The organism is Neobacillus sp. YIM B06451, from assembly GCF_032667185.1.
Taxonomy (GTDB): Bacteria; Bacillota; Bacilli; order Bacillales; family Cytobacillaceae; genus Bacillus_D.
This window is the reverse complement of sequence record NZ_JAVFKJ010000012.1, coordinates 131401-151146: the sequence shown is the minus strand read 5'-3', so window position 1 is coordinate 151146 and position 19746 is coordinate 131401. Positions and strand designations below refer to the sequence as shown.

19 protein-coding genes and 1 pseudogene are annotated in these 19746 nt (G+C 41.7%); all 20 read right to left on the bottom strand.

Annotation, left to right across the window (positions count from 1 at the left end):
- Nucleotides 1–572: 572 nt before the first annotated feature.
- Nucleotides 573–1136, bottom strand: a complete 564-nt coding sequence (locus RB160_RS18025; RefSeq protein WP_316571816.1) for a GNAT family N-acetyltransferase — start codon at nt 1134–1136, stop codon at nt 573–575.
- Nucleotides 1137–1332: 196 nt separating this feature from the next.
- Nucleotides 1333–2121 carry an MBL fold metallo-hydrolase gene (locus tag RB160_RS18020; protein ID WP_316571815.1) on the bottom strand — a complete coding sequence of 263 codons (789 nt, stop codon included), beginning with the start codon at nt 2119–2121 and terminating at the stop codon, nt 1333–1335.
- A 520-nt stretch (nt 2122–2641) separates the two neighbouring features.
- Nucleotides 2642–3472 carry a GNAT family N-acetyltransferase gene (locus tag RB160_RS18015; protein ID WP_316571814.1) on the bottom strand — a complete coding sequence of 277 codons (831 nt, stop codon included), beginning with the start codon at nt 3470–3472 and terminating at the stop codon, nt 2642–2644.
- A gap of 267 nt (nt 3473–3739) precedes the next feature.
- The gene (locus tag RB160_RS18010; RefSeq protein ID WP_316571813.1) at nt 3740–4528 is read right to left on the bottom strand and encodes a nitroreductase family protein; all 789 of its coding nucleotides are present in this window, start codon (nt 4526–4528) and stop codon (nt 3740–3742) included.
- A gap of 205 nt (nt 4529–4733) precedes the next feature.
- Nucleotides 4734–6389 (bottom strand): alkaline phosphatase, encoded by a 1656-nt coding sequence (locus tag RB160_RS18005; protein WP_316571812.1) that lies wholly within the window; start codon nt 6387–6389, stop codon nt 4734–4736.
- A 310-nt stretch (nt 6390–6699) separates the two neighbouring features.
- Nucleotides 6700–7458: an ABC transporter ATP-binding protein gene (locus RB160_RS18000; protein ID WP_316571811.1), complete on the bottom strand. Its 759-nt coding sequence runs from the start codon at nt 7456–7458 to the stop codon at nt 6700–6702.
- 13 nt (nt 7459–7471) lie between these two features.
- Nucleotides 7472–9781: an ABC transporter permease gene (locus RB160_RS17995; protein ID WP_316571810.1), complete on the bottom strand. Its 2310-nt coding sequence runs from the start codon at nt 9779–9781 to the stop codon at nt 7472–7474.
- 40 nt (nt 9782–9821) lie between these two features.
- Nucleotides 9822–10463: a TetR/AcrR family transcriptional regulator gene (locus RB160_RS17990; RefSeq protein WP_396954740.1), complete on the bottom strand. Its 642-nt coding sequence runs from the start codon at nt 10461–10463 to the stop codon at nt 9822–9824.
- A gap of 241 nt (nt 10464–10704) precedes the next feature.
- Complete coding sequence (locus RB160_RS17985) at nt 10705–11637, bottom strand: TRM11 family SAM-dependent methyltransferase (protein ID WP_316571809.1); 933 nt, start codon at nt 11635–11637, stop codon at nt 10705–10707.
- Nucleotides 11638–11698: 61 nt separating this feature from the next.
- Nucleotides 11699–12118: a nucleoside 2-deoxyribosyltransferase gene (locus RB160_RS17980; protein ID WP_316571808.1), complete on the bottom strand. Its 420-nt coding sequence runs from the start codon at nt 12116–12118 to the stop codon at nt 11699–11701.
- A 96-nt stretch (nt 12119–12214) separates the two neighbouring features.
- Nucleotides 12215–12346 (bottom strand): annotated as a pseudogene (locus RB160_RS17975) (SDR family oxidoreductase); the annotation flags it as partial.
- Nucleotides 12347–12498: 152 nt separating this feature from the next.
- Entirely contained in the window at nt 12499–12765 is a 267-nt protein-coding gene (locus RB160_RS17970) for an SDR family NAD(P)-dependent oxidoreductase (protein WP_316571806.1), read from the bottom strand.
- A gap of 273 nt (nt 12766–13038) precedes the next feature.
- Nucleotides 13039–13464, bottom strand: coding sequence for a nucleoside 2-deoxyribosyltransferase (locus RB160_RS17965; RefSeq protein WP_316571805.1), 426 nt, complete (start codon nt 13462–13464; stop codon nt 13039–13041).
- Between the two features lie 118 nt (nt 13465–13582).
- On the bottom strand, nt 13583–14344 hold the full coding sequence (locus RB160_RS17960; RefSeq protein WP_316571804.1) for an SDR family NAD(P)-dependent oxidoreductase: 762 nt from the start codon (nt 14342–14344) through the stop codon (nt 13583–13585).
- A 178-nt stretch (nt 14345–14522) separates the two neighbouring features.
- On the bottom strand, nt 14523–15215 hold the full coding sequence (locus RB160_RS17955; RefSeq protein ID WP_316571803.1) for a DUF4386 domain-containing protein: 693 nt from the start codon (nt 15213–15215) through the stop codon (nt 14523–14525).
- Between the two features lie 32 nt (nt 15216–15247).
- Nucleotides 15248–15472, bottom strand: a complete 225-nt coding sequence (locus RB160_RS17950) for a helix-turn-helix transcriptional regulator (RefSeq protein ID WP_316571802.1) — start codon at nt 15470–15472, stop codon at nt 15248–15250.
- Between the two features lie 2 nt (nt 15473–15474).
- On the bottom strand, nt 15475–15921 hold the full coding sequence (locus RB160_RS17945; RefSeq protein WP_316571801.1) for a hypothetical protein: 447 nt from the start codon (nt 15919–15921) through the stop codon (nt 15475–15477).
- A gap of 226 nt (nt 15922–16147) precedes the next feature.
- A complete protein-coding gene (locus RB160_RS17940; RefSeq protein ID WP_316571800.1) occupies nt 16148–17110 on the bottom strand; it encodes an alpha/beta hydrolase family protein in 963 nt (320 codons plus the stop codon).
- 27 nt (nt 17111–17137) lie between these two features.
- On the bottom strand, nt 17138–17656 hold the full coding sequence (locus tag RB160_RS17935; RefSeq protein WP_316571799.1) for a helix-turn-helix domain-containing protein: 519 nt from the start codon (nt 17654–17656) through the stop codon (nt 17138–17140).
- A gap of 171 nt (nt 17657–17827) precedes the next feature.
- Nucleotides 17828–19726, bottom strand: coding sequence for a hypothetical protein (locus tag RB160_RS17930; protein ID WP_316571798.1), 1899 nt, complete (start codon nt 19724–19726; stop codon nt 17828–17830).
- Between the last annotated feature and the right edge of the window lie 20 nt (nt 19727–19746).

Below are 19746 nucleotides of genomic sequence, written 5' to 3'. Positions count from 1 at the left end.
TGAAAAGGGAGTTTTATATAGCTTTATTATTAAACTAACCTGCCCCTTTAGCTCAACAAGGAATTTAACAAAAAAAGGCGGATATCCTTCCTGGAACATCGCACCCTTTAGTAATCTCCATCTTTTCCCCGTACACGCCCAACGTGCGACTTTCACAACATTTGGCGTTCCATCTTATTCTTTTAGATTAAAACAATTAAATTACACTTGTTTTCGTCTAAGCCGATATCTAACAATCATTTGATATACACCAAAAAGTAAACATAGAATCACAATAGTTATCCACGCATAATCGTTTGGAACAAAAAAATAAACGAAACCCATAGCAATTAGAAATATGAAATATCCAATCTGGAATAGCTTCATAAAACTCATAAAATCTCCTCCCATCTCCCTTTAATAAGTTATTATAGCTTTGAATATAACACGCCCTCACACTTGCATTATATTCCATTAAATGGATAGTTTCAGCCATTTTTTAAAATCTTATTAAAGATTCCAACCCCGTTAGCACAATAAGGAATTCAACAAAAAAGGTGCCTAACCCTTCTTGGATTAACGCACCCAGTAGCTCAATAAGCATTTTTTTCTCTGCTTATCCAATTTTCTCTAGTTAATTTCATATTGATTGAGTCAATCCATTTTCCATCAAACTCTAGGTCGTTTTTGTCAATTCCATATACTTCAAAACCAACCTTTTCATAAACATATTTGGCTCTTGGGTTGAAGTCAAAAACACTTAAAGTTAGTTGGTTAATTGTAGTGTTTTTAAATACATAATCAATTATGAGTTTGGTTGCTTCCGTTCCTAATCCTCGATTCCTTCCCCTCGGACCAATAAGTATCCTAAAATTCATACTATGACTTTTTTCATCATATAAATTGACCACTACCTCTCCCACTAAGATGCCCTTCGATTGGTCAACAATAGCAAGATCTAAGCGATCAGTTTGTTCATTTCTTGTAGTATACCATTTGAGAATTGATTCCCTATCAAAATCCGAACTGCTTCCTGTCAGTTTTAATACTTCGGGATCCTTTAAGCATTCCTCTATAAAAGGGAAGTCCTCATTCTTAAAAGGTCTGAGAACAACTTTCTCACCTTTTATTAATGGTTTGTAACCTAAATCCACCATTTCACACACACTCCAATAATTCAATATAAAAAAATACCCGCATTAGTCTGTTCTTTAACTAACTGCCCGTGAGATTAATAACTTCAACAAATAAAGCGTTAATCCTTTAACTAACCTGCCACGTTCAATAATGATTTCCACAAAAAACGGGCGGTAATCCTTCTGTGGATCAACGCACCCGTTGAAGAAGCACTCATTAAAATTGAACACTAAACCCTTTAAATTTATGAATTCCTGTTCCAAATCTTACAAGGTCTTTATCCCTAAGCTCTTTAACTGCATTTTTTACTTCTTTCAAAAGAACTGGATTAATACCTAATGTGTTATGTCCTCCAAAAATCTTAGTTACATTAGGGATATTTGATATTTTCTCCAATGACTGCACCAATTCCACAGGATCGGTAGTTGGAAAAAATGCATAAATCGGAGTCTCATCATATAGTAAATCGCCCGTAAATAAATAACCTTTACTATTATCGAAGATGGAAATATGACCTGGTGAGTGCCCTGGGGTATGGTATATAGTCAATTTCCTACTCCCTATCTCTATTTCATCACCATCATTTAATAAACCAGTTGGATTTCCTTGAAATGGCTTATATGTGTCAGGAATAAATGTTTCGGGAGTTGGTATTGTAATATCACGGCTTACATCTTTTCTTATTTGTTCGATTGGAAGTTTCTTAATTCCATTGATAAGCCAGTCTTCTTCGTCCTTATGTACGTATATATCCTTAAATTCACCGTGGCTTCCAATATGGTCCCAATGGACATGTGTGGTGAGTACAATAATTGGTAGGCTTGTTAGTTGGTCTGTAATTCTCTTAATATTATCAATCCCAAGACCGGTATCAATTAATACTGCTTTCTCTTCACCAATTAATAAAAATGAGTGGACTTTTTCCCAATGTCCATACTCGCTAATAGCAAATGTTTTATTATCTATTTGTTTAATGGTGAACCAAGAGTCTTTTATATGAACCATTTATTAATTTCTCCTTTTTAACCAATATTAACTTAACAATTAGTTTGATAAAAACCTTTATTCAACTCCCTCAGTTTGTTCAATTTGAAATTCAAAAAAAAAAGGGCGGCAATCCTTTCTGGAACATCGCAGCCGCTAGTTTAATAACAAATATGAATTGTCACCCATAATACTACCCAATGCTTGTCGAAAGCTCCCCTCAAATCTTTCCCCATGAGGGTCTAGTGCATGTTCACATCTTGCAGTATAAGCTATACAAAAAGTTGCTGCTGCTGATATTTTTTCAAACTCTTTTTTTGTAAAAAACCTTCCCCTATGATATTCGTAATCCCTTACAAATTCGTATGCTTCCTCATGGGAGGGAGTAATTTTGGTTTCGATATCCCAGGTTGTCGTAAATGTTGCCTTGGAAGGCGGTCACGCGGAGCGGGATTTTCGGCTGGGTAGCCCAGTGAACACCCGACAACCTAGACGACATTCGGCGGCAAAAATCCGCCGATTTTAAAAAGGGAGAACAATATTAATCAAACGGAAATTCATATCCTCTATAGTTAAATACATTGGTAAGCCCTAAATTTTCTGCAATTGCAATCGATGGCTTATTGGCTTCCATACAATCCCAATACGGAGCCAAGCCATTTTCCAAGCAATCTTTTACAAAACAGTGGGCTATCTTTTGAGCTAATTTTTTTCCCCGATACAATTCTAATGTTTCAATATCTACACAATGTACATTTCCAACGACAAAACCAGAAAAGCAAACACTAACAATATGTTTTTCGTGAACGATACAATAACCAGTCCCTTGATGAAAGAAGTTATCAGATGAAGACCAGTATTCTAAGATTTTCGAGTGTAGGAATTCAATATTATTTATTTCATTTTCACTGTTATCATAGAAAGCTTTACTAATCTTTTTTATAGCATATCCTTGTTCAATGACAGGTTCATTCTCAGTTTTATAGTCCCCTTTTTGCAGTATATAAACCCTCTGATTCCAGCTTCCTAACTTGCGATGTTCAAACGTCTTTTCAATAGTCTTATTCCAGTTCTGGTGATTCCCGATTCCTTCAAACCAATTTAGTCCCACTTTCTTTGCTTCAGGTTTGATTACGGTATCAATAAAATTATCAATTTTTGTAGTAAACTGTTCATTTTCTTCATTTCCGATAAAAATAAATCCATCATTATTGCCTAACCATACAAATCCAGAAGTAGGAGAAGCGATATCGTCCACAAAAATACGGCCAGGATTAATTCCTTCAATGACAGCTTTAACTTCTAATTGTCCTTGTTGATTTAGTAAACTATTACATTTATAAAAGTCGTTTTTATTTATTTCATAAATCATAGAATATCCCTCCTTAAACCCTCGAGTACTATACGTTAAATGGGCTTTGCGTATATAATAGCAATACATTTTTTATATTCAAACAATGGCTTCCCTCTTAAACGACCCTTTTTTGACAACAACCGGTCCGTTATAGTAACAGTTGAATAGGAACTGTACTGATTTTAGCCTAAAAAGGCAAGAAACCTCACTTACTTGTGATACGCTCACCGCAGCAAAAGGAAATGAGGTTGTGAATTATCTATTTATGTTTTTTCTGAAATTCCATCATTCATTCTTCATAAAATTCTGCTTCTCGAGGTAGTTAAGAACCGTCTGCGAAAATTCGATGTGTGATTCCTTCGTGTACTTGGCGATCGTATAGATTTGGGCAAGATTTTTTAACCCCAGCCGTTCAGTCATTTCCTTCAGCCTTGGGTTGGCCATGTACCGGTTCCATCCCTTTTCGTTTCTGTCCTTGTAGATTTCGAGAATATCTTCATCTGAATAATCACGATATGTATCATAGTGGACAAGTCCATGCCTTGGCAAACGATCACGCGGCGCGGGGTTTTCTGCGGGATAGCCCAATGAATACCCGACAACCGGAACGACATTCGGCGGCAAGTTCAAAATCTCGCCAATTTGGTCGCAATTTGCAAGCGTCGAGCCCATGTAACAGATCCCTAACCCCGCATTCTCCGCGGCCAGTGCGCAATTTTGCGCGGCAAGTGTTGCATCAACCGCACCAATCATGAAGCTCATGAAGTTGTCGAAGTGGACAGGTGCATCGTTGAGTGCAAGCCATTTTCTCATTCTATTAAAATCGGCGCAAAATGTTAGCAGGACCGGCGCGTCTACGACCATCGACTGCTCCATATGCGCCGTGTATAGTTTTTTCCGAAGCTCCTTGTCCCTCGTGACGACAATTGAATACGTCTGCATATTGCCGCTAGAAGAAGCGCGAATTCCCGCATCCAAAATATAATCTAGTAGATCCTGGCTTACTTCCCGGTCCTCGTATTCCCGTATTGACCTGTGCCCGAATAGTACATCGTTGAATTCCAATGAAATCACTCCTTCTAAAAAGAACTATACCATTTAATGCGAATGTTCTGAATAGAAAAATTTCGTTTTACGAATAATCTTGTGATCATTTCAGCCCAAAAAGCCACCTGCTAATGCTCAGCAAGTGGCTTTTCGATGTGATCGTTCATCCGTGAAACATCCTGTGAAACAAGAAAATTCGGGGAGTGACAGGCACTGTTCGCTTTTTTTGCTATTAGTTTGACAGGTTTAGTGCGTTTTCGGATACATAGAAGTCTTTCCCATTGTATACAGTTACGCCGTTAAGTGTCTTTGTGAATGTTTTTTTGTTTTGGGTGACGTGGGCAACGTTTTTGTTTACAGGGATTTCAATCTTAATCGTTTGTTTTTCTGCAATGAATACAGGGTTATTTTTATCTGTTACATCGATTCGAGTAGTGTATCCTTTGTTCTCAAATGATTCCCTTGCATTAACAAAGAGCTTGTCCGTTGTTTTTTTCAAGTCAAAGCCCATGAATTTAGCCATTGTTTTCGCGATGTCTGTGTTGTCGATCAATCCATATGGTTTTGAAGGACCGTACGCATAAAGGAAGACATCCTCACCAGTATGGCCGCTAGTCGAGAAACCAATGTTCGCGCGGTTAGCGAGCATTTTCACCATATCTGCCTGCAAGGTTTTTGATGCTTTCAAACCTTCTATTTCAGCTTCTGAAAGGTTATCTAGACCATATAATTCTGCCACTTCTTTCATATTAGAACGGTCGGATTTAAGCTGCTTCAATGCACCTTCCACCGTCATTGATGCTTTCTTAAGTGGGTCTATGTAAGCTGAAACTGGAATTTCAGGGTAGTTGCCATTCGTGTTCTGGTTACCCATTGTAATTCCACTGTTCCCATGGTCACTCACAGCGATAACCATTGTGTTTCCATCTTTTTTCGCGAAATCCAATGCTTCTTTTACCGCGTCGTCAAATGCCAATACATCGCTGATTATGCCGATTGTGTCATTGGCGTGAGCGGCCCAGTCCACTTTACTTCCTTCTACGAATAAGAAGAAGCCGTCTTTATCTTTGGATAGTGTATTGATTGCTTTATTGGTCATTTCAGCAAGGGATGGCTCGCTATTGCTTGATTTCTTACGATCGAAGTCATAAGCAAGTGCGGATGGAGCAAATGAACCCCAAATCTTATCAGACTTTGAATTTAATAATTGGTCCCTTGTCTCTACAAAATCATATCCATTTTCATTCAACACACTTACTAGATTTTCCCCATCAACACGGGCATTCCTCGTTGTGCCAGGCACGAGTGCTTCTTTTCCTCCTCCGAGGACAACATCAATTCCCTGATAAACTTGCTGCTCAGCAATGTCCTGGTAATTGCTGCGATGTACTGCATGTGAAGAGAAACCTGCAGGTGTTGCGTGCTGGATTTCTGACGTAGAAATGATTCCAGTTGCCTTGCCCTGTAGTTTAGCGCCCTCTAAAACGTTCGCAACCGGTTTTAATGCATCTTCAGGGTCAATTGGATTGACTCCAGGGGTATTCACAACCTTAGGGAGAAGCCCAACGATTTTATCGTTGCTCTTATTTCCTGTTGCCAGGGCTGTACCAGCCGGCGCGGAATCGGTAATTGCGGATTCAGCAGAATGGGTACGTACACCGCCAATGACGATTTCATCCATTGCCAGGTTCTCGCCTTTGTACCATCTTGCTAGAGAAGTAGCACCCGCGCTTGTACCATCCATGACCATCATAATGACGTTGGTTGGTTGTTTCTTCGTGTCCTTCGCTTCAGTAAAATTGTTGTACCCAGCAAAACCCAATGAAGAAACAGTTACCGCAGCAGCCACTGAGATTCCAGCTAGTTTCTTTTTAAAATTACGATTCATTTTCCAATCATCCCCCTAAGATAAAAGTAGTAAAGCCACCTTTATCATAGATTGGGTTTATTAATTATAGTTGAGGCTAGAGTAAAGGGTTTGTAAAACATTTGTTAAAATCACTATCTTTGATGACTGTTTCGGAATGGATCCAAGATACAGTATAAAAACTGTTTAATAAAACACTGCCTTGGAACGACCACTCATTCAACAGAGTGAAGTTACTTGGTTAGCTGTCCGTAATGCGGGATAAATTTCTCTTTAACTATTAGCCTCTATAACCCAATAATTCCTAATTAAAATTTTTGAGACTGTGAAATCATATTCCTATTTCCAACATTTTCGCCGTCACTTCTTCAATTCTCCGTTCAAAATCCGTCCCATTAAACTTCGGAAACTTCAACTCACTCACAATTTTTCCGTCTCGCATAAACAGGATACGCTCTGTCCGCGCTGCAACCTTCGCATCGTGAGTTACAAGCATAATCGCAGTACCATCAGCGTTGATTTCAGAAAAAATGTCCATTATTTCATCGGCAGATTTTGAGTTGAGGGCTCCTGTTGGCTCGTCGCCGAAAATAATTTTTGGACTACTCATCAGTGCCCTGCATATACCTGCACGCTGGAGCTGACCTCCCGAAACCTGAGAAGTATCGCGTGTTTCAAGCCCTGCGATACCTACCCTTTTCATAAGCGCTCTTGCCTTTTCCGAAATTTCCGAGGTGTTTTTTCTGTTTCTGCGCATTGACGGAAGGATGATATTGTCGAGGATATTCAGATTTTTTAGCATAGTCGGCTGCTGAAAAATAAATCCCATTTTTGTTCTACGTATATCTGAAAGTTCATTCTCCCCGACTGCTGATAAATCCTTGCCGTTAAAAATGACCATTCCGCCATCAACACCATCGATTCCGCTTAAAGCAAACATAAGTGTCGATTTCCCAGAGCCCGAAGGCCCCATAACAGCAACGAACTCACCCTCGATTATTTCAACTGATACCCCCTCGAGAACATTGCGCCGTTCATCGCCCTCTCCGAAAGCTTTTACTATTTGATCACCGATAATAATCTTTTTCATATGCCTACTCCTCCTACTCCTTAATATTTTCGGAAATTCTTATTTGTCCAGCGCTCGATGTCCCGATTATAGTTGCGATAAGTACTGTTAAAATCATCATCAGCGGACTAAGCACATATGCCGTAAGAGGATTGACCGTAAAATTAAACGTTGACGCTCCAAACGAAGAGATGAGCATGCCCGCAAGGATCTCCCCGAGAGTATTCGCAAGGAGTGTTCCGAGAATCATTCCGACAATCATAACGAAAACCGAACGGGAAACATACTGTACTTTTATATCATAGTTTGTAAAACCGAGCACCTTCATGATGGCTATGGACGGCCTATCTTGTGCAACAAGCATTTTCATGAACAGTAGTGTAACCAGTACCGCAATAACAAGCGCAACGGCAACTGAGGCATAGGAAGCTACTTTAACGGAACTTATCGTCGATCCTAGAGTCTGAGAAACGAATTCATCGATATCTGATGTCTTTGCAAAATCAAATTGCTCTGAATACTGTGCAACCTTCTTGTCGACAAGCGATTCATCCGAAAGTGCAACACATACAATGGTCCACATCACTTTCGCTGAATTGTCGGTAAATACAGCCTTTGCGGTTTTGCCTCCATTTGTAATGTCGGAGTATATTCCGGTGACCTTGAGATCTTTCTCCTTCCCTTCAATCACGAGCGTAATAATATCGTCTGTCTTTGCGCTTAGCTCATCGGCATTTACCGCCGAAAGCGCAATTTCATTGTCACGTACAGGTGCTCTGCCCTCGGAATACTCGATAGGAAATTCCGAATGGTCACCGAGTTCAACTTTTATATTTTCCTCTGAACCGTTTCCCGTTTTTACTTTGAATGTCTTTGTTGTCAAAACAGCATACTTGGAAACTGCGCTGTCGCTGTCTATCTCTCTCTCAATTTCATCGGTTTTATCGGATGAATTAGCCTGAATGCGTAAATCGTAGTTTCCAATCCCCATATATTGAATGAAGTTTTTTGAGGAAATTGTGTTGTACAGGTTCTGTGGAACAATAATGATAAATGAGGAAATCACCAGGACAACAAGCATTGTTCCGTAAAGTCTTTTTCTTGCAAGAACATCCTTGATTCCGAGAAAAACATTCGTACTAAACAGTCTGTTTCTACTTAAGGAAAAACGCCTGGCTCCTGCTGCCTTTTCCTGAGAAGTGCCAAAACGGATCGCTTCAGCCGCTGATAGTTTCCGAAAGCGTTTCAACACACCATTGACATAAGCAATGATGGCGAGAAAAACCAAAAGGATACCGATCATTCCTAAAACAACAGCATAAGAAGCATTTTCGCTTTCACCCATAAAAAGCCGTATATTATCAAGAAGCACGCCTTGAAATAAAACTGAAAGAATAAAACCAAGAACACTGCCTATCGCCGCTATAGCAGCGTATTTTGCAAGGTAAATCCGCTTGATGTCGGCAATACGCATTCCTATTGCCTTCATGACCCCAATTTCACGGTAATCGTCTTCTATTTTGGCAAGAAGCGTAAAGCGGATGCACATAAAAGCAATTGAAACGACAAGGGCGCTAACAAGCAGGATAACGGCAATCATCATCCCGTCGGAAATGGCATTCATCATTTTGAAAAGCGTGTAAGTAACAGTTGGCCCGTTCGCTTCAAGGCCTGCGGAAGCATAAGCTGTTTCAAATTCGCCTATGGCAGAGAAATCCTTTAGTCTAAATTCAATCAGATATTCAATATTTCCAAGATGTTTTAATTCCGCAAAATCATTGTTGCTGACAAGAAATCGCTTTGATGCAGAGAGCGAAGAATTCATGGTCGAATCACGGAGAAATCCCGCAACGATAAATTCCTTCCCGCTGATTATGGCCTTTTCACCAACACGAACTAGGTTGTCCTTCATATAGGCTACAGGAACATAAAGCTCGCCGTCAGATACGTTGTTAATGATGTTGCCGTTAAGGTCAAGAAGGAAATCGAATTTTTCATTTTGCAGGCTTAAGCCATTATCCTGGACACTATTTGCAAGCGAATTTTCACCTAATAGAATCTGTGCGCCGTCAATGCCAAGAAACTCGACTACCTGATATTCATCGACATTGTTATGTTGCTCGGCAAAGGAGTTAAGTCTTGCTGTATCAATATCACCGGAATGCATTTGCATAAAATGTGGTGTTTCAGATTTTTTCATTAGCGTATCCAGCGCACCCGAAAGATTGACGACGAGGATCGCTGCGAGTGAGACAAGCATCGATGCTGCAGCAACAAATATTATTGTTGTAAGTGTTATTAATTTGCTCTTTAAAATATCATTACGGATTAATCTAAAATACATAAGTCACCTCTGTTTCAGGCTTTTCAACCGATTTTCCGAACTAGTCATTCTTAACACCATTTTTGCCGCCAAACATTTCCATGACATTTATCATGCTTCCGCTTTCTGCACCGAGCAGTCTTTCAACATTGAATATAAACGCTTGTATCTTTAAGGCCCGCTCCTCATTGGTTAACTCTATCACTTCATCATCAAACACCGTATTAGCATATGTAACAATCATTTCCATACATTCATAGGGGTATTTCGTGCTAAACAGTCCCTGGTCAATACCTTCTCGAATAATTTCCGCTAGTATTGGCGTAACACCATTGATGATGACTTTTTGAATTTTTTGATGCATAAGGGCATTCTGTGGCTTGTGAATGTGCACCATAATCTCCTGGCTGCTTCCGCTACTTAAATTCATGGATCTAACGGCCTTTATTATCCGTTCGACCACAGGAATACTCTTATCTACGGCAATTGCCTGGGCATTTCCTAAAAGGCGGGCACTGTACCGATCAATCAACGCGTCCATAATATCTTCCTTAGACTTGAAATGATAGTACAACGTTCCCCTCGCAATACCGACCTTATCGAGAATATCGTTTGTACTTGTTCCATCAAAACCCTTCTGGCCAAAAAGCTCATCGGCCGCATCAAGTATTTCGTTCCTGCGTTCCTCCGCTTCTTTTCTCATTGTTATACCCCCTTTATAGACCGACTGTCTGTCGATAAAATAGTAACATACTACTTTTAACTTTCAATGAATTATATGTAAATTTTAAGCCAATCTATATATGGTCTATTATTTTGTCAAAACGGTAGTAAAAAAGCCACCTGCTAATGTTCAGCAAGTGGCTTTTCGGTGTCGTAGTATATCCGTGAAACATTTTGTGAAACAAGAAATTTCGGGGAGTGACAGGCACTGTTCGGTTTTTTTATTTGCACACAATAACTTCCCTGATAAACGACCCTTTGGTGACAACAGCCCTGTCCACTATGGTAAACTCCGCCTGCATGATGATGTTGTCAATGGGTTCAACCGTCACGATTACGGCTTTTTCAGCAAACTGACGGGCGCTTTGGAGCATCTTGAGCTGCTGGTCCGGGCTTATGACCGAACATAAATTATACGGCAGATCAATAATTGCTACGTCATAGTGATTGGTAATGTCCAACATATCTCTCAGTTTCACTTCACAGGCATAGCCGAAGTGCGCGATGTTCTCCCTTGTCCCGCCAAGCACGAGCGGGTTTCTGTCGCTCCCAACGATATCGATGCCCATTGATAAAGCTTCGACCAATACCGTCCCAATCCCGCAGCACGGGTCGATTGCCTTTATTCCTTCTGGATTTGGAACAGCGATGTTCACCACCGCTCTGGCCACACGGGTATTGAGAGCGGTCGAATAACTGTGCGGCTTTTGCTGATGATGATGCCAAATCGGCTCGCTTTTAACATAATCACCCAGTATCCATCGTCCGTCGGGTAAATTCAAAACTCCGAATATCCTATCCGGATCGTGCAAATCCGCCCGGCCATTTATGCGCAATCCGATTTCTTTTTCAATAGCACGCCGTTCCTCCGACGTTTTTGCAACCCCTGCATGCTTCACATACTTGACTTTAAACGATTCCTCGAAAGCCGGCAGCAACCCGATTTCTTTGAGAAGATCATCGAAACTGGTTCCCTCACTTAAAACGGAAATCCGTTCTTTCATGAACGGACTCCTGCTTGGGTCTATTTTTACACGGCTTTCCAAAAAGCCGGTTTGCGAATCGCAGCCGAAAAATGACCGCATCTCCAAATACATTAAAGAACGTTCTCCTTCATAACCCGAGAACGTATAGAAATAGTTCGTTTCATTCATACCGCAATTTGTCCCTTACAAATATTTCGCAGTTCTCTGTTTACACTTACCTATTTTACCATCAGCGCATTGCACCTTTATAAAAAGAACTAACCATCTGGCCAAAGTCATACTCTTTAAGTTCTTCTAATGTAATATTCGCATGCGCGCCTTCATGAACCATGAGATTACTGTTTTCACCAACATGGACTAAAATGACAGGCTTGTCAGTTGCATACGCGTAGCCAAGTTCCCAGGCTGTTCCGCTGTCCGAATAGAATCCATGATAGATTGCGACAACAACTTCCGCCCACTTAATGTGCTTAATATCATCCATAAATGTTTCAATCGACCATTGGCGAGACCCGAACTCTGCCTCGCCAGTGTGCCTAAATGGCGAGAATACACTTAAACCTTTTTCCGCCAAAATCTCTTCAACCTGTTCCACGTATCGAATCTCTTTCTCATTAAAAAACGGGCTGGCTAAATATACTCTTTTCATCGTTAATGCCTCCAAGCTGTCTAAAAACAAAATTATTTACTTGCATTACAGTCACTGTACTGATTTCACTCCAAAAAGGCAAGGAACCATACATCCTCAAAAATTCATTCTTGATTGCCCGCCGTCGACATTTATGCTGGCGCCAACAATCCAGGATGCTTTTTCAGAAGCGAGGAACACAGCGATGTTCGCGATTTCTTCCGGGGTACCGAAACGGCCGGCAGGTATTGTTCCGTACTTTTCAACAGGAGGTGATAAGCCTCTTCCGTTCCTCTGGCTCGGTAATATCTGCTTGAAAAATGGAGACATAGCCTTGAAGTTCTCCCTTTGTTTGTTCCAGCGCTTCCTTTCCCCTCANGGCAGGTATTGTTCCGTACTTTTCAACAGGAGGTGATAAGCCTCTTCCGTTCCTCTGGCTCGGTAATATCTGCTTGAAAAATGGAGACATAGCCTTGAAGTTCTCCCTTTGTTTGTTCCAGCGCTTCCTTTCCCCTCACCGAAATGGCAACATTCGCACCTTCCGCCACAAACGCCTTGGCAATAGCTTTTCCAATTCCCTTCGAGCCGCCAGTAATGAGTACATTTTTTCCATACAAAAGCAAATCCTTCGTAAAATTACTCCTTTTCAATTTAAAAACTAGGTTCATTATACCCTTTTAAAAAGTTAATCTGACAATAAAAAGCCACCTGCTAATACTCAGCAAGTGGCTTTTCCAATGTAGTCGTCGGTCCGTGAAACATCCTGTGAAAAAAGAAAATTCCGGGAGTGACAGTGAATCGCAACCGAAAAACGACCGCATCTCCAAAAACATTGCAAACGCTCTCCTTCATAACCGGAGAACGTTTACAGATACGTTGTTTCGTTCATGCAGCAATTTTCCCTTACAAAAAAATTCGAACACTAAAGTTCCATTTTTGTATTAGAGCATTGGACCTGTATAGAATGAACTGGCCATTTCGTCAAAGTCATACTCTTTAAGTTCTTCTAAAGTGATATTCGCATGCGCCCCTTCATGCACCATGAGATTGCTGTTCTCACCAACATGGACGGCAATAACAGGCTTGTCTGTTGCATACGCGTAGCCAAGTTCCCAGGCTGTGCCACTGTCCGAATAGTTTCCATGATAGATGCCGACAACAACTTCAGCCCACTTAATGTATTTAATATCATTCATAAATATTTCAATCGACCATTGCCGCGATCCAACCTCAACCTCGCTATCCTCAGGCTGCCTAAATGGCGAGAACACGCTTAAACCTTTATCTGCTAATATCTTTTCGACCTGTTCCAAATATCCAATCTCTTTCTCATTAAAAAACGGGCTAGCTAAATATACTCTTTTCATCGTTAGTGCCTCCAAGCTGTCTAAAACCATATTTAACTTGCGTTACAGTACACTGTACTGATTTCAGCTCAAAAAAGCAATGAGCGTAATATTTTTCATAACTTTCCCTCTCTCATCCTTAAAAATTCATTCTCGATTGCCCGCCGTCTACATTTATGCTGGCGCCTACAATCCAGGACGCTTTTTCGGAAGCGAGGAACACTGCGACATTCGCGATTTCTTCTGGGGTACCGAAACGGCCGGCAGGTATTTCTTTCTTCACGAATTCTTTTATGCCTTCAGGGTCTGCCTCAAGGCGCTTTTTCCAGTTACCTGTTTCGTGTAAAATGCTTCCCGGAGAGATGCTATTAACCCTGATTCCATCGGAAATCACCTCGTCCGCAAGCGATTTTGTAAAACTGATCAGCGCGGATTTCGCATTGTTATAGGTAACCTTCCCTCCGCTTTCTCTTCCGAAAATCGAGGTAATATTAATGATTGAGCCTGATTGTTGCTTTTTCATATACTCAACAGCCAATTTGCTTAGATGGACGGCAGAAAAATAATTTAATTCCATTGCCTCGCGGAATAAATCCATTTCGGTTTCGGTTGCTTTTCCGCCATTGCTCCCGCCTGCATTATTAATTAAAACGTCTATTGTTCCGTACTTTTTAACAAAGGAAATAATAAGCTTCTCCCGTTCCTCTGGCTCGGTAATATCTGCTTGGATAATCGAGGCGCAGCCTTTAAGTTCTTCCTTTGTCTGTTCCAGTGCTTCCTTTCCCCTCGCCGAAATGGCAACATTCGCACCTTCCGCCACAAACGCCTTGGCAATCGCTTTTCCAATTCCTTTCGAGCCGCCAGTAATAAGTACATTTTTTCCATGCAAAAGCAAATCCATCGTAAAATTACTCCTTTTCAATTTAAAAACTAGATTCATTATACCCTTTTAAAAAGTTAATCCGACAGTAAAAAGCCGCCCGCTAATACTCAGCAAGCGGCTTTTCGATGTCATCGTTCATCCGTGAAACATTCTGTGAAACAAGAAATTTCGGGGAGTGACAGGCACTGTTCGCCTTTTAAAGTGAAGCGATTGCTTGTTGATTGAATCCTTTTGTTAAGAGCCAGACTGCTAGGATCATTTCGTTGGCTGCTACGGGTACGGCCAAGATGCCGCCCCAAACGGAAATTTGTTCGATGACGCCGAACATGACCAACAGGGAACAAACGAAGACTGATATGGCCCCAGTGATTCCAAGCGTTGATAAAAACCTTGGCACTATCCTGGTTTTGTAAAAGATATAACTGTACATCATCGTATTGATGCCAAGCATGAACAAGGGTCCCATCATAAACGTCCAATCGTGGATTGCTTTTAATACTGTTCCTGAAGCTTGAAAAGAAGCGGGATCGACTGAAGCCCCAGCTGCAACAAATTCCCGGCTTAAGGTCAGCAGGGACAACACGCTGATTACGCCAACGGTGATGACAATGGCTTCAAGGAACCTGAAGCAAACATGCCAGAGCGCGATTGTCTCGTTATATTTCTTTAAAATCGGGAACATTGTCGTTGCGGTGCCAATCGCAGAAACGACAAGCATTAACTCCATTACCGCTCCCAGCACTATCCGGTTGGCGTACTCAGAACCTTTTGCCAGATAATCCGGCCCTATCAGGATAGGGTCATATAATTTAAGGCCAATTACCGCCGTAACCGCCGCAAGTATGAACAGGAATCCTACAATTTTTGCCGCCTTCTTGTCTGAACTCATTTGCTCCCCTACTTTCTATTGATTCAGATGGTTTAAGGATTTGAATCTTCCCCATAAAAGAATACTTCTTCCAGCGGCAAGCTAAAGGCTCGGGCGATGCGGAAAGCAAGTTCCAAGGATGGGGAGTAGTTTCCCTTTTCGAGTGCCACGATTGTCTGCCGGGTGACGCCAGCCTTGTCAGCCAGTTGCTGCTGAGTCATTTCTTCATGGTTGAATCGTAATTTGCGGATATGATTGCCGACAAGATTTTTACCCACTGTTACACTCCTTTCCGGTAATGATAAAGCCTTGTCATCGAGCCGAACACATCGGCAAGGAATCCTGATGCGATTAGGATGATGAACATCGCCTGTGACGGCTCATAAAAAACAAGTGATCCCATTGAAAATAGGAAGCCGCTGACAAAAACGAAAAATGCATTCCGGAACGCCTTCAAACCGATTAGTTTATCGAGCTCATCTTCAAAAGACGGCACCTTTTCTCTGGTCGTAATTCTAAAGAAAATCGTAAAAATAATGCTGATTATGATTTGCGCGAAGACTGAAAACAACGTCAAGATAAGGACGAAGGAACCCCAATAATGAAAGGTTTCCGCTGATTCCAGACCCCCTCCCGGATGCCTTGGGTACATGTACAAGCAATAAGCGGTAAAAATGAAGATTGTGCTAATTAATGACACAATGCTCTTCTTTTCTTGATACGACATATATTCACCCCTTGTCAAATATTTTTTACTCATAGTATGGTTTTATATACTTAATGTAAACTAAACTATACATTGAGTCAACTATAATTTACAGATATTTTCAGCTTTTTGAAAAAGTAGGCCCTGTTATTCGTTTCATGTTCATCAACGCAAAAAAACGGGAGAATAAAATCTCCCGCGTTGCTGCACTATATCCCCACTATCCTTTACCCATGCCAACATTCATTCAGCCTACATTCTCTTTCTGGTTGTTATTCAGATAATTTTCATCCAACCAGCCTTCAAGTTTTGACAATGCCTCTGGATGAAGCGGGCGTTTTAAGATTTCTTTAAATCTCTTGCCTGATTTTAAAATACTGAGTTCCTCAGTCTGTATACGCAAGCCGTGTTCCATGTCGTTAATAATCGCATACTCGGCTTTCCCCTGGATGAGGGATGGAAGCTCCGAAAGTACTTCCTTGTCCGCCAAAGCGTCCTTGTCACCGACTATGGCGAAAATCGGACAGTTCATGGATTTCAAGGCTTCACGCGTGTTAAATGCGTCATGTTCTCTGTACCATTTTGCCGGCTGTTTAAAGAAGAGCTGTACTTTAATGATGTCTTCCTTGGACTGTTTGAATTTTTCCATCATCTTGGCTGCAGACTTTTCGCTTTTTTGTGCAACATTTATAAGCTTAAGGAGCTTCCCAAGAACAGGCTTTGCGAGCAATTCCTTGCTTCCAAGCTCCCTCTGCTTACTTAATGCTTCAGAAAGGTTGTCGACCCCGCCTGAGAGGAAGATAACTCCACCCAGCGGCATGGATGCCCCCAAAGCAGTCGCAAGAATCGTTCCTTCACTATGTCCGGCTACGATGATTCTTTGATTATCCACATTCGGGTGGGCTTGAAGGAATTCTACTGCAGTACGGGCATCTTCCACGAGGTCCCACATCCCGGCAGCCATCCAGTTGCCCTCCCGCTTGCCTGTTCCCCGCTTATCATAGCGGAGTGTAGCAAATCCAATTCCAGTAAAGAAATTGGCCAGTTCCTTGTAAAGGTTTGTCGTGAGCTTTTTAGCAACATTCCCATCCCGGTCGAGCGGCCCTGAACCCGCAATAATTACAATGGCAGGGTGTACCCCTTCACCCGCTGGCAAAGCCAATGTTCCATACATCCGATTGTTCTCCCCAAACACAACTTCTCTTTCCATCCCATTCCCCTCCATTACATGTCTACTTTAATTTTTTTCCGGAATGACAATCGTCGCAAGATTTCGCGGCATCCGTTCATCCGATGGCTCATTTTCCATAGCCTCATTAATCAAACGGCGAATATTTTGGGCTAATTCCATAAATTCCTCATCAGTCAAATGCATTCTGGCCACGCGGTAGCTAACGCCGTCTCTTACCAAATCGAAATCCGTAGATAAATAGTGCTCATACGTTCCCATTAATTGCGCCAAAAAGGTGAAAAACAACTCTAAATGCTGATCTTTGCTTATCGTGCCTAACTGTGTATGAAATGTTTGTTTTAGGGCATATACTTTTTCAACTGTGCCCCTGACCGGATTTTCCTGAACCACCTCAATGAGTCCGGCTTCCTGCAATTTGTTCAAATGACGATACAGTGTTGCCTGAGGTACCTCCTTAAGATGGTTCATGATTTCGAAAGCAGTCCGGTGGCGGCCATTCACCAAGGACTGAACAATCTTCATCCGGACCGGGTGCAAAATAAGTTTAGTACGATCAAAATCCATTCTGAAAACCTCCGTGATGACAATATTATCAAAAGTGATAATATTAACCCAAAAAAATATTTGATATTATTATCACTATTGATAATAATTCAAACTGTTTTACATGTCAACATATTTTTCCATTAAAAAAGCAATGTAATTTCATTGAAAAATACATTGCCAATTGAATAGTTACCGCTCCACATCTTCTGCCAGGGCAAATAGAAATCCATACACAAGGTTTAATGTTTCGTCGACTGTGCGATCGTCATTGAATTCCTTCAATGCCTCAAGCGAGAAATTGAAATTCCAGATTCCTTCACCCCCATCAAACATGAGGCTGTAGTCAGTTTTGGCGAATTCGAATTTCCCTTGTAAAAGCTGGTTAAGCGTTTCACCGTATTTCTTCTGCAGCTTTAAGCCAAGCAAAGCTTGATAGTTTCGGAAAACATCGTCGACTTCAATGACCACCGCATCGACATCAACCAGCTCGAACCATTTCGACTCGACATACATGAACTGATTGATGTTCTTTTTAAAATATGATACTGGCTGCTGCAATAATTCCGCTCCGCCTTTTGAAACCATTTCTTCCGTTTCCTTATCACTCAGTTCGATGTACGCATCCTTAAAGCGTTCGGACGGGTCTCTTTCACTTATTGTTCCTTCTTCAACTAGCCCTAGTTTTTCGGCATATTCTTTCTCTTCCGCAAATAAGGGTTCGTTTTTCTTCAAAAATTTCTCCATGTTCGTCTTGAGCATCTCAATTATCTCCTTTAATCCGGCTATATATTTGTTTATACCATGGATCGTGCGGATAAAAAAGCTTGCAACTATAGTTCCGGTTTCTCTTGTCGATTCTATCACCACCATCTTTGTACTCAAACAGATTCGAGGGACACCTTTTTTGGATTCCGGCAAATCTTTGTCGCTCAAATGGATTTGAGGGACACCTTTTTCGCATTCCAGCCAATCTTTGTCGCTCAAATGGATTTGAGGGACACCTTTTTCCCATTCCCGCAAATCTTTGTCGCTCAAACGGATTTGAGGGACACCTTTTTCGCATTCCGGCCAATCTTTGTCGCTCAAATGAATTTGAGGGACACCTTTTTCCCATTCCAGCCAATCTTTGTCGCTCAAGCGGATTTGAGGGACACCTTTTTCCCATTCCAGCCAATCTTTGTCGCTCAAGCGGATTTGAGGGACACCTTTTTCCCATTCCAGCCAATCTTTGTCGCTCAAGCGGATTTGAGGGACACCTTTTTCCCATTCCAGCCAATCTTTGTCGCTCAAGCGGATTTGAGGGACACCTTTTTCCCATTCCAGCCAATCTTTGTCGCTCAAGCGGATTTGAGGGACACCTTTTTCCCATTCCAGCCAATCTTTGTCGCTCAAGCGGATTTGAGGGACACCTTTTTCCCATTCCAGCCAATCTTTGTCGCTCAAGCGGATTTGAGGGACACCTTTTTCCCATTCCAGCCAATCTTTGTCGCTCAAGCGGATTTGAGGGACACCTTTTTCCCATTCCAGCCAATCTTTGTCGCTCAAGCGGATTTGAGGGACACCTTTTTCCCATTCCAGCCAATCTTTGTCGCTCAAGCGGATTTGAGGGACACCTTTTTCCCATTCCAGCCAATCTTTGTCGCTCAAGCGGATTTGAGGGACACCTTTTTCCCATTCCAGCCAATCTTTGTCGCTCAAGCGGATTTGAGGGACACCTTTTTCCCAGTCCAGCCATTCTTTGTCGCTCAAGCGGATTTGAGGGACACCTTTTTCCCAGTCCAGCCATTCTTTGTCGCTCAAGCGGATTTGAGGGACACCTGTTTCCCATTCCAGCCAATCTTTGTCGCTCAATAGGATTTGAGGGACACCTTTTTCGCATTCCAGCCAATCTTTGTCGCTCAAGCGGAGTTGAGGGACACCTTTTTCCCATTCCAGCCAATCTTTGTCGCTCAAACGGATTTGAGAGACACCTTTTTTGGATTCCGGCCAATCTTTGTCGCTCAAACGGATTTGAGGGACACCTTTTCCGCATTCCAGCCAATCTTTGTCGATTAACTGGATTTGTCGCCCTTCATCTTCATCGGCCAAAAAAAACCGGCCGCACCAGG

What these genes read in the sequence shown, in the direction of transcription:
- RB160_RS18025 (WP_316571816.1), bottom strand. Translation starts at nt 1,136, where the DNA reads ATGGTGGATTTAGGTTACAAACCATTAATAAAAGGTGAGAAAGTTGTT.
- RB160_RS17980 (WP_316571808.1), bottom strand. Translation starts at nt 12,118, where the DNA reads ATGAAAAGAGTATATTTAGCCAGCCCGTTTTTTAATGAGAAAGAGATT.
- RB160_RS17935 (WP_316571799.1), bottom strand. Translation starts at nt 17,656, where the DNA reads ATGGATTTTGATCGTACTAAACTTATTTTGCACCCGGTCCGGATGAAG.
- RB160_RS18005 (WP_316571812.1), bottom strand. Translation starts at nt 6,389, where the DNA reads ATGAATCGTAATTTTAAAAAGAAACTAGCTGGAATCTCAGTGGCTGCT.
- RB160_RS17995 (WP_316571810.1), bottom strand. Translation starts at nt 9,781, where the DNA reads ATGTATTTTAGATTAATCCGTAATGATATTTTAAAGAGCAAATTAATA.
- RB160_RS18020 (WP_316571815.1), bottom strand. Translation starts at nt 2,121, where the DNA reads ATGGTTCATATAAAAGACTCTTGGTTCACCATTAAACAAATAGATAAT.
- RB160_RS17990 (WP_396954740.1), bottom strand. Translation starts at nt 10,463, where the DNA reads ATGAGAAAAGAAGCGGAGGAACGCAGGAACGAAATACTTGATGCGGCC.
- RB160_RS17955 (WP_316571803.1), bottom strand. Translation starts at nt 15,215, where the DNA reads ATGAGTTCAGACAAGAAGGCGGCAAAAATTGTAGGATTCCTGTTCATA.
- RB160_RS17940 (WP_316571800.1), bottom strand. Translation starts at nt 17,110, where the DNA reads ATGGAAAGAGAAGTTGTGTTTGGGGAGAACAATCGGATGTATGGAACA.
- RB160_RS17945 (WP_316571801.1), bottom strand. Translation starts at nt 15,921, where the DNA reads ATGTCGTATCAAGAAAAGAAGAGCATTGTGTCATTAATTAGCACAATC.
- RB160_RS18015 (WP_316571814.1), bottom strand. Translation starts at nt 3,472, where the DNA reads ATGATTTATGAAATAAATAAAAACGACTTTTATAAATGTAATAGTTTA.
- RB160_RS17960 (WP_316571804.1), bottom strand. Translation starts at nt 14,344, where the DNA reads ATGGATTTGCTTTTGCATGGAAAAAATGTACTTATTACTGGCGGCTCG.
- RB160_RS17985 (WP_316571809.1), bottom strand. Translation starts at nt 11,637, where the DNA reads ATGAATGAAACGAACTATTTCTATACGTTCTCGGGTTATGAAGGAGAA.
- RB160_RS17965 (WP_316571805.1), bottom strand. Translation starts at nt 13,464, where the DNA reads ATGAAAAGAGTATATTTAGCTAGCCCGTTTTTTAATGAGAAAGAGATT.
- RB160_RS18000 (WP_316571811.1), bottom strand. Translation starts at nt 7,458, where the DNA reads ATGAAAAAGATTATTATCGGTGATCAAATAGTAAAAGCTTTCGGAGAG.
- RB160_RS17970 (WP_316571806.1), bottom strand. Translation starts at nt 12,765, where the DNA reads ATGAACCTAGTTTTTAAATTGAAAAGGAGTAATTTTACGAAGGATTTG.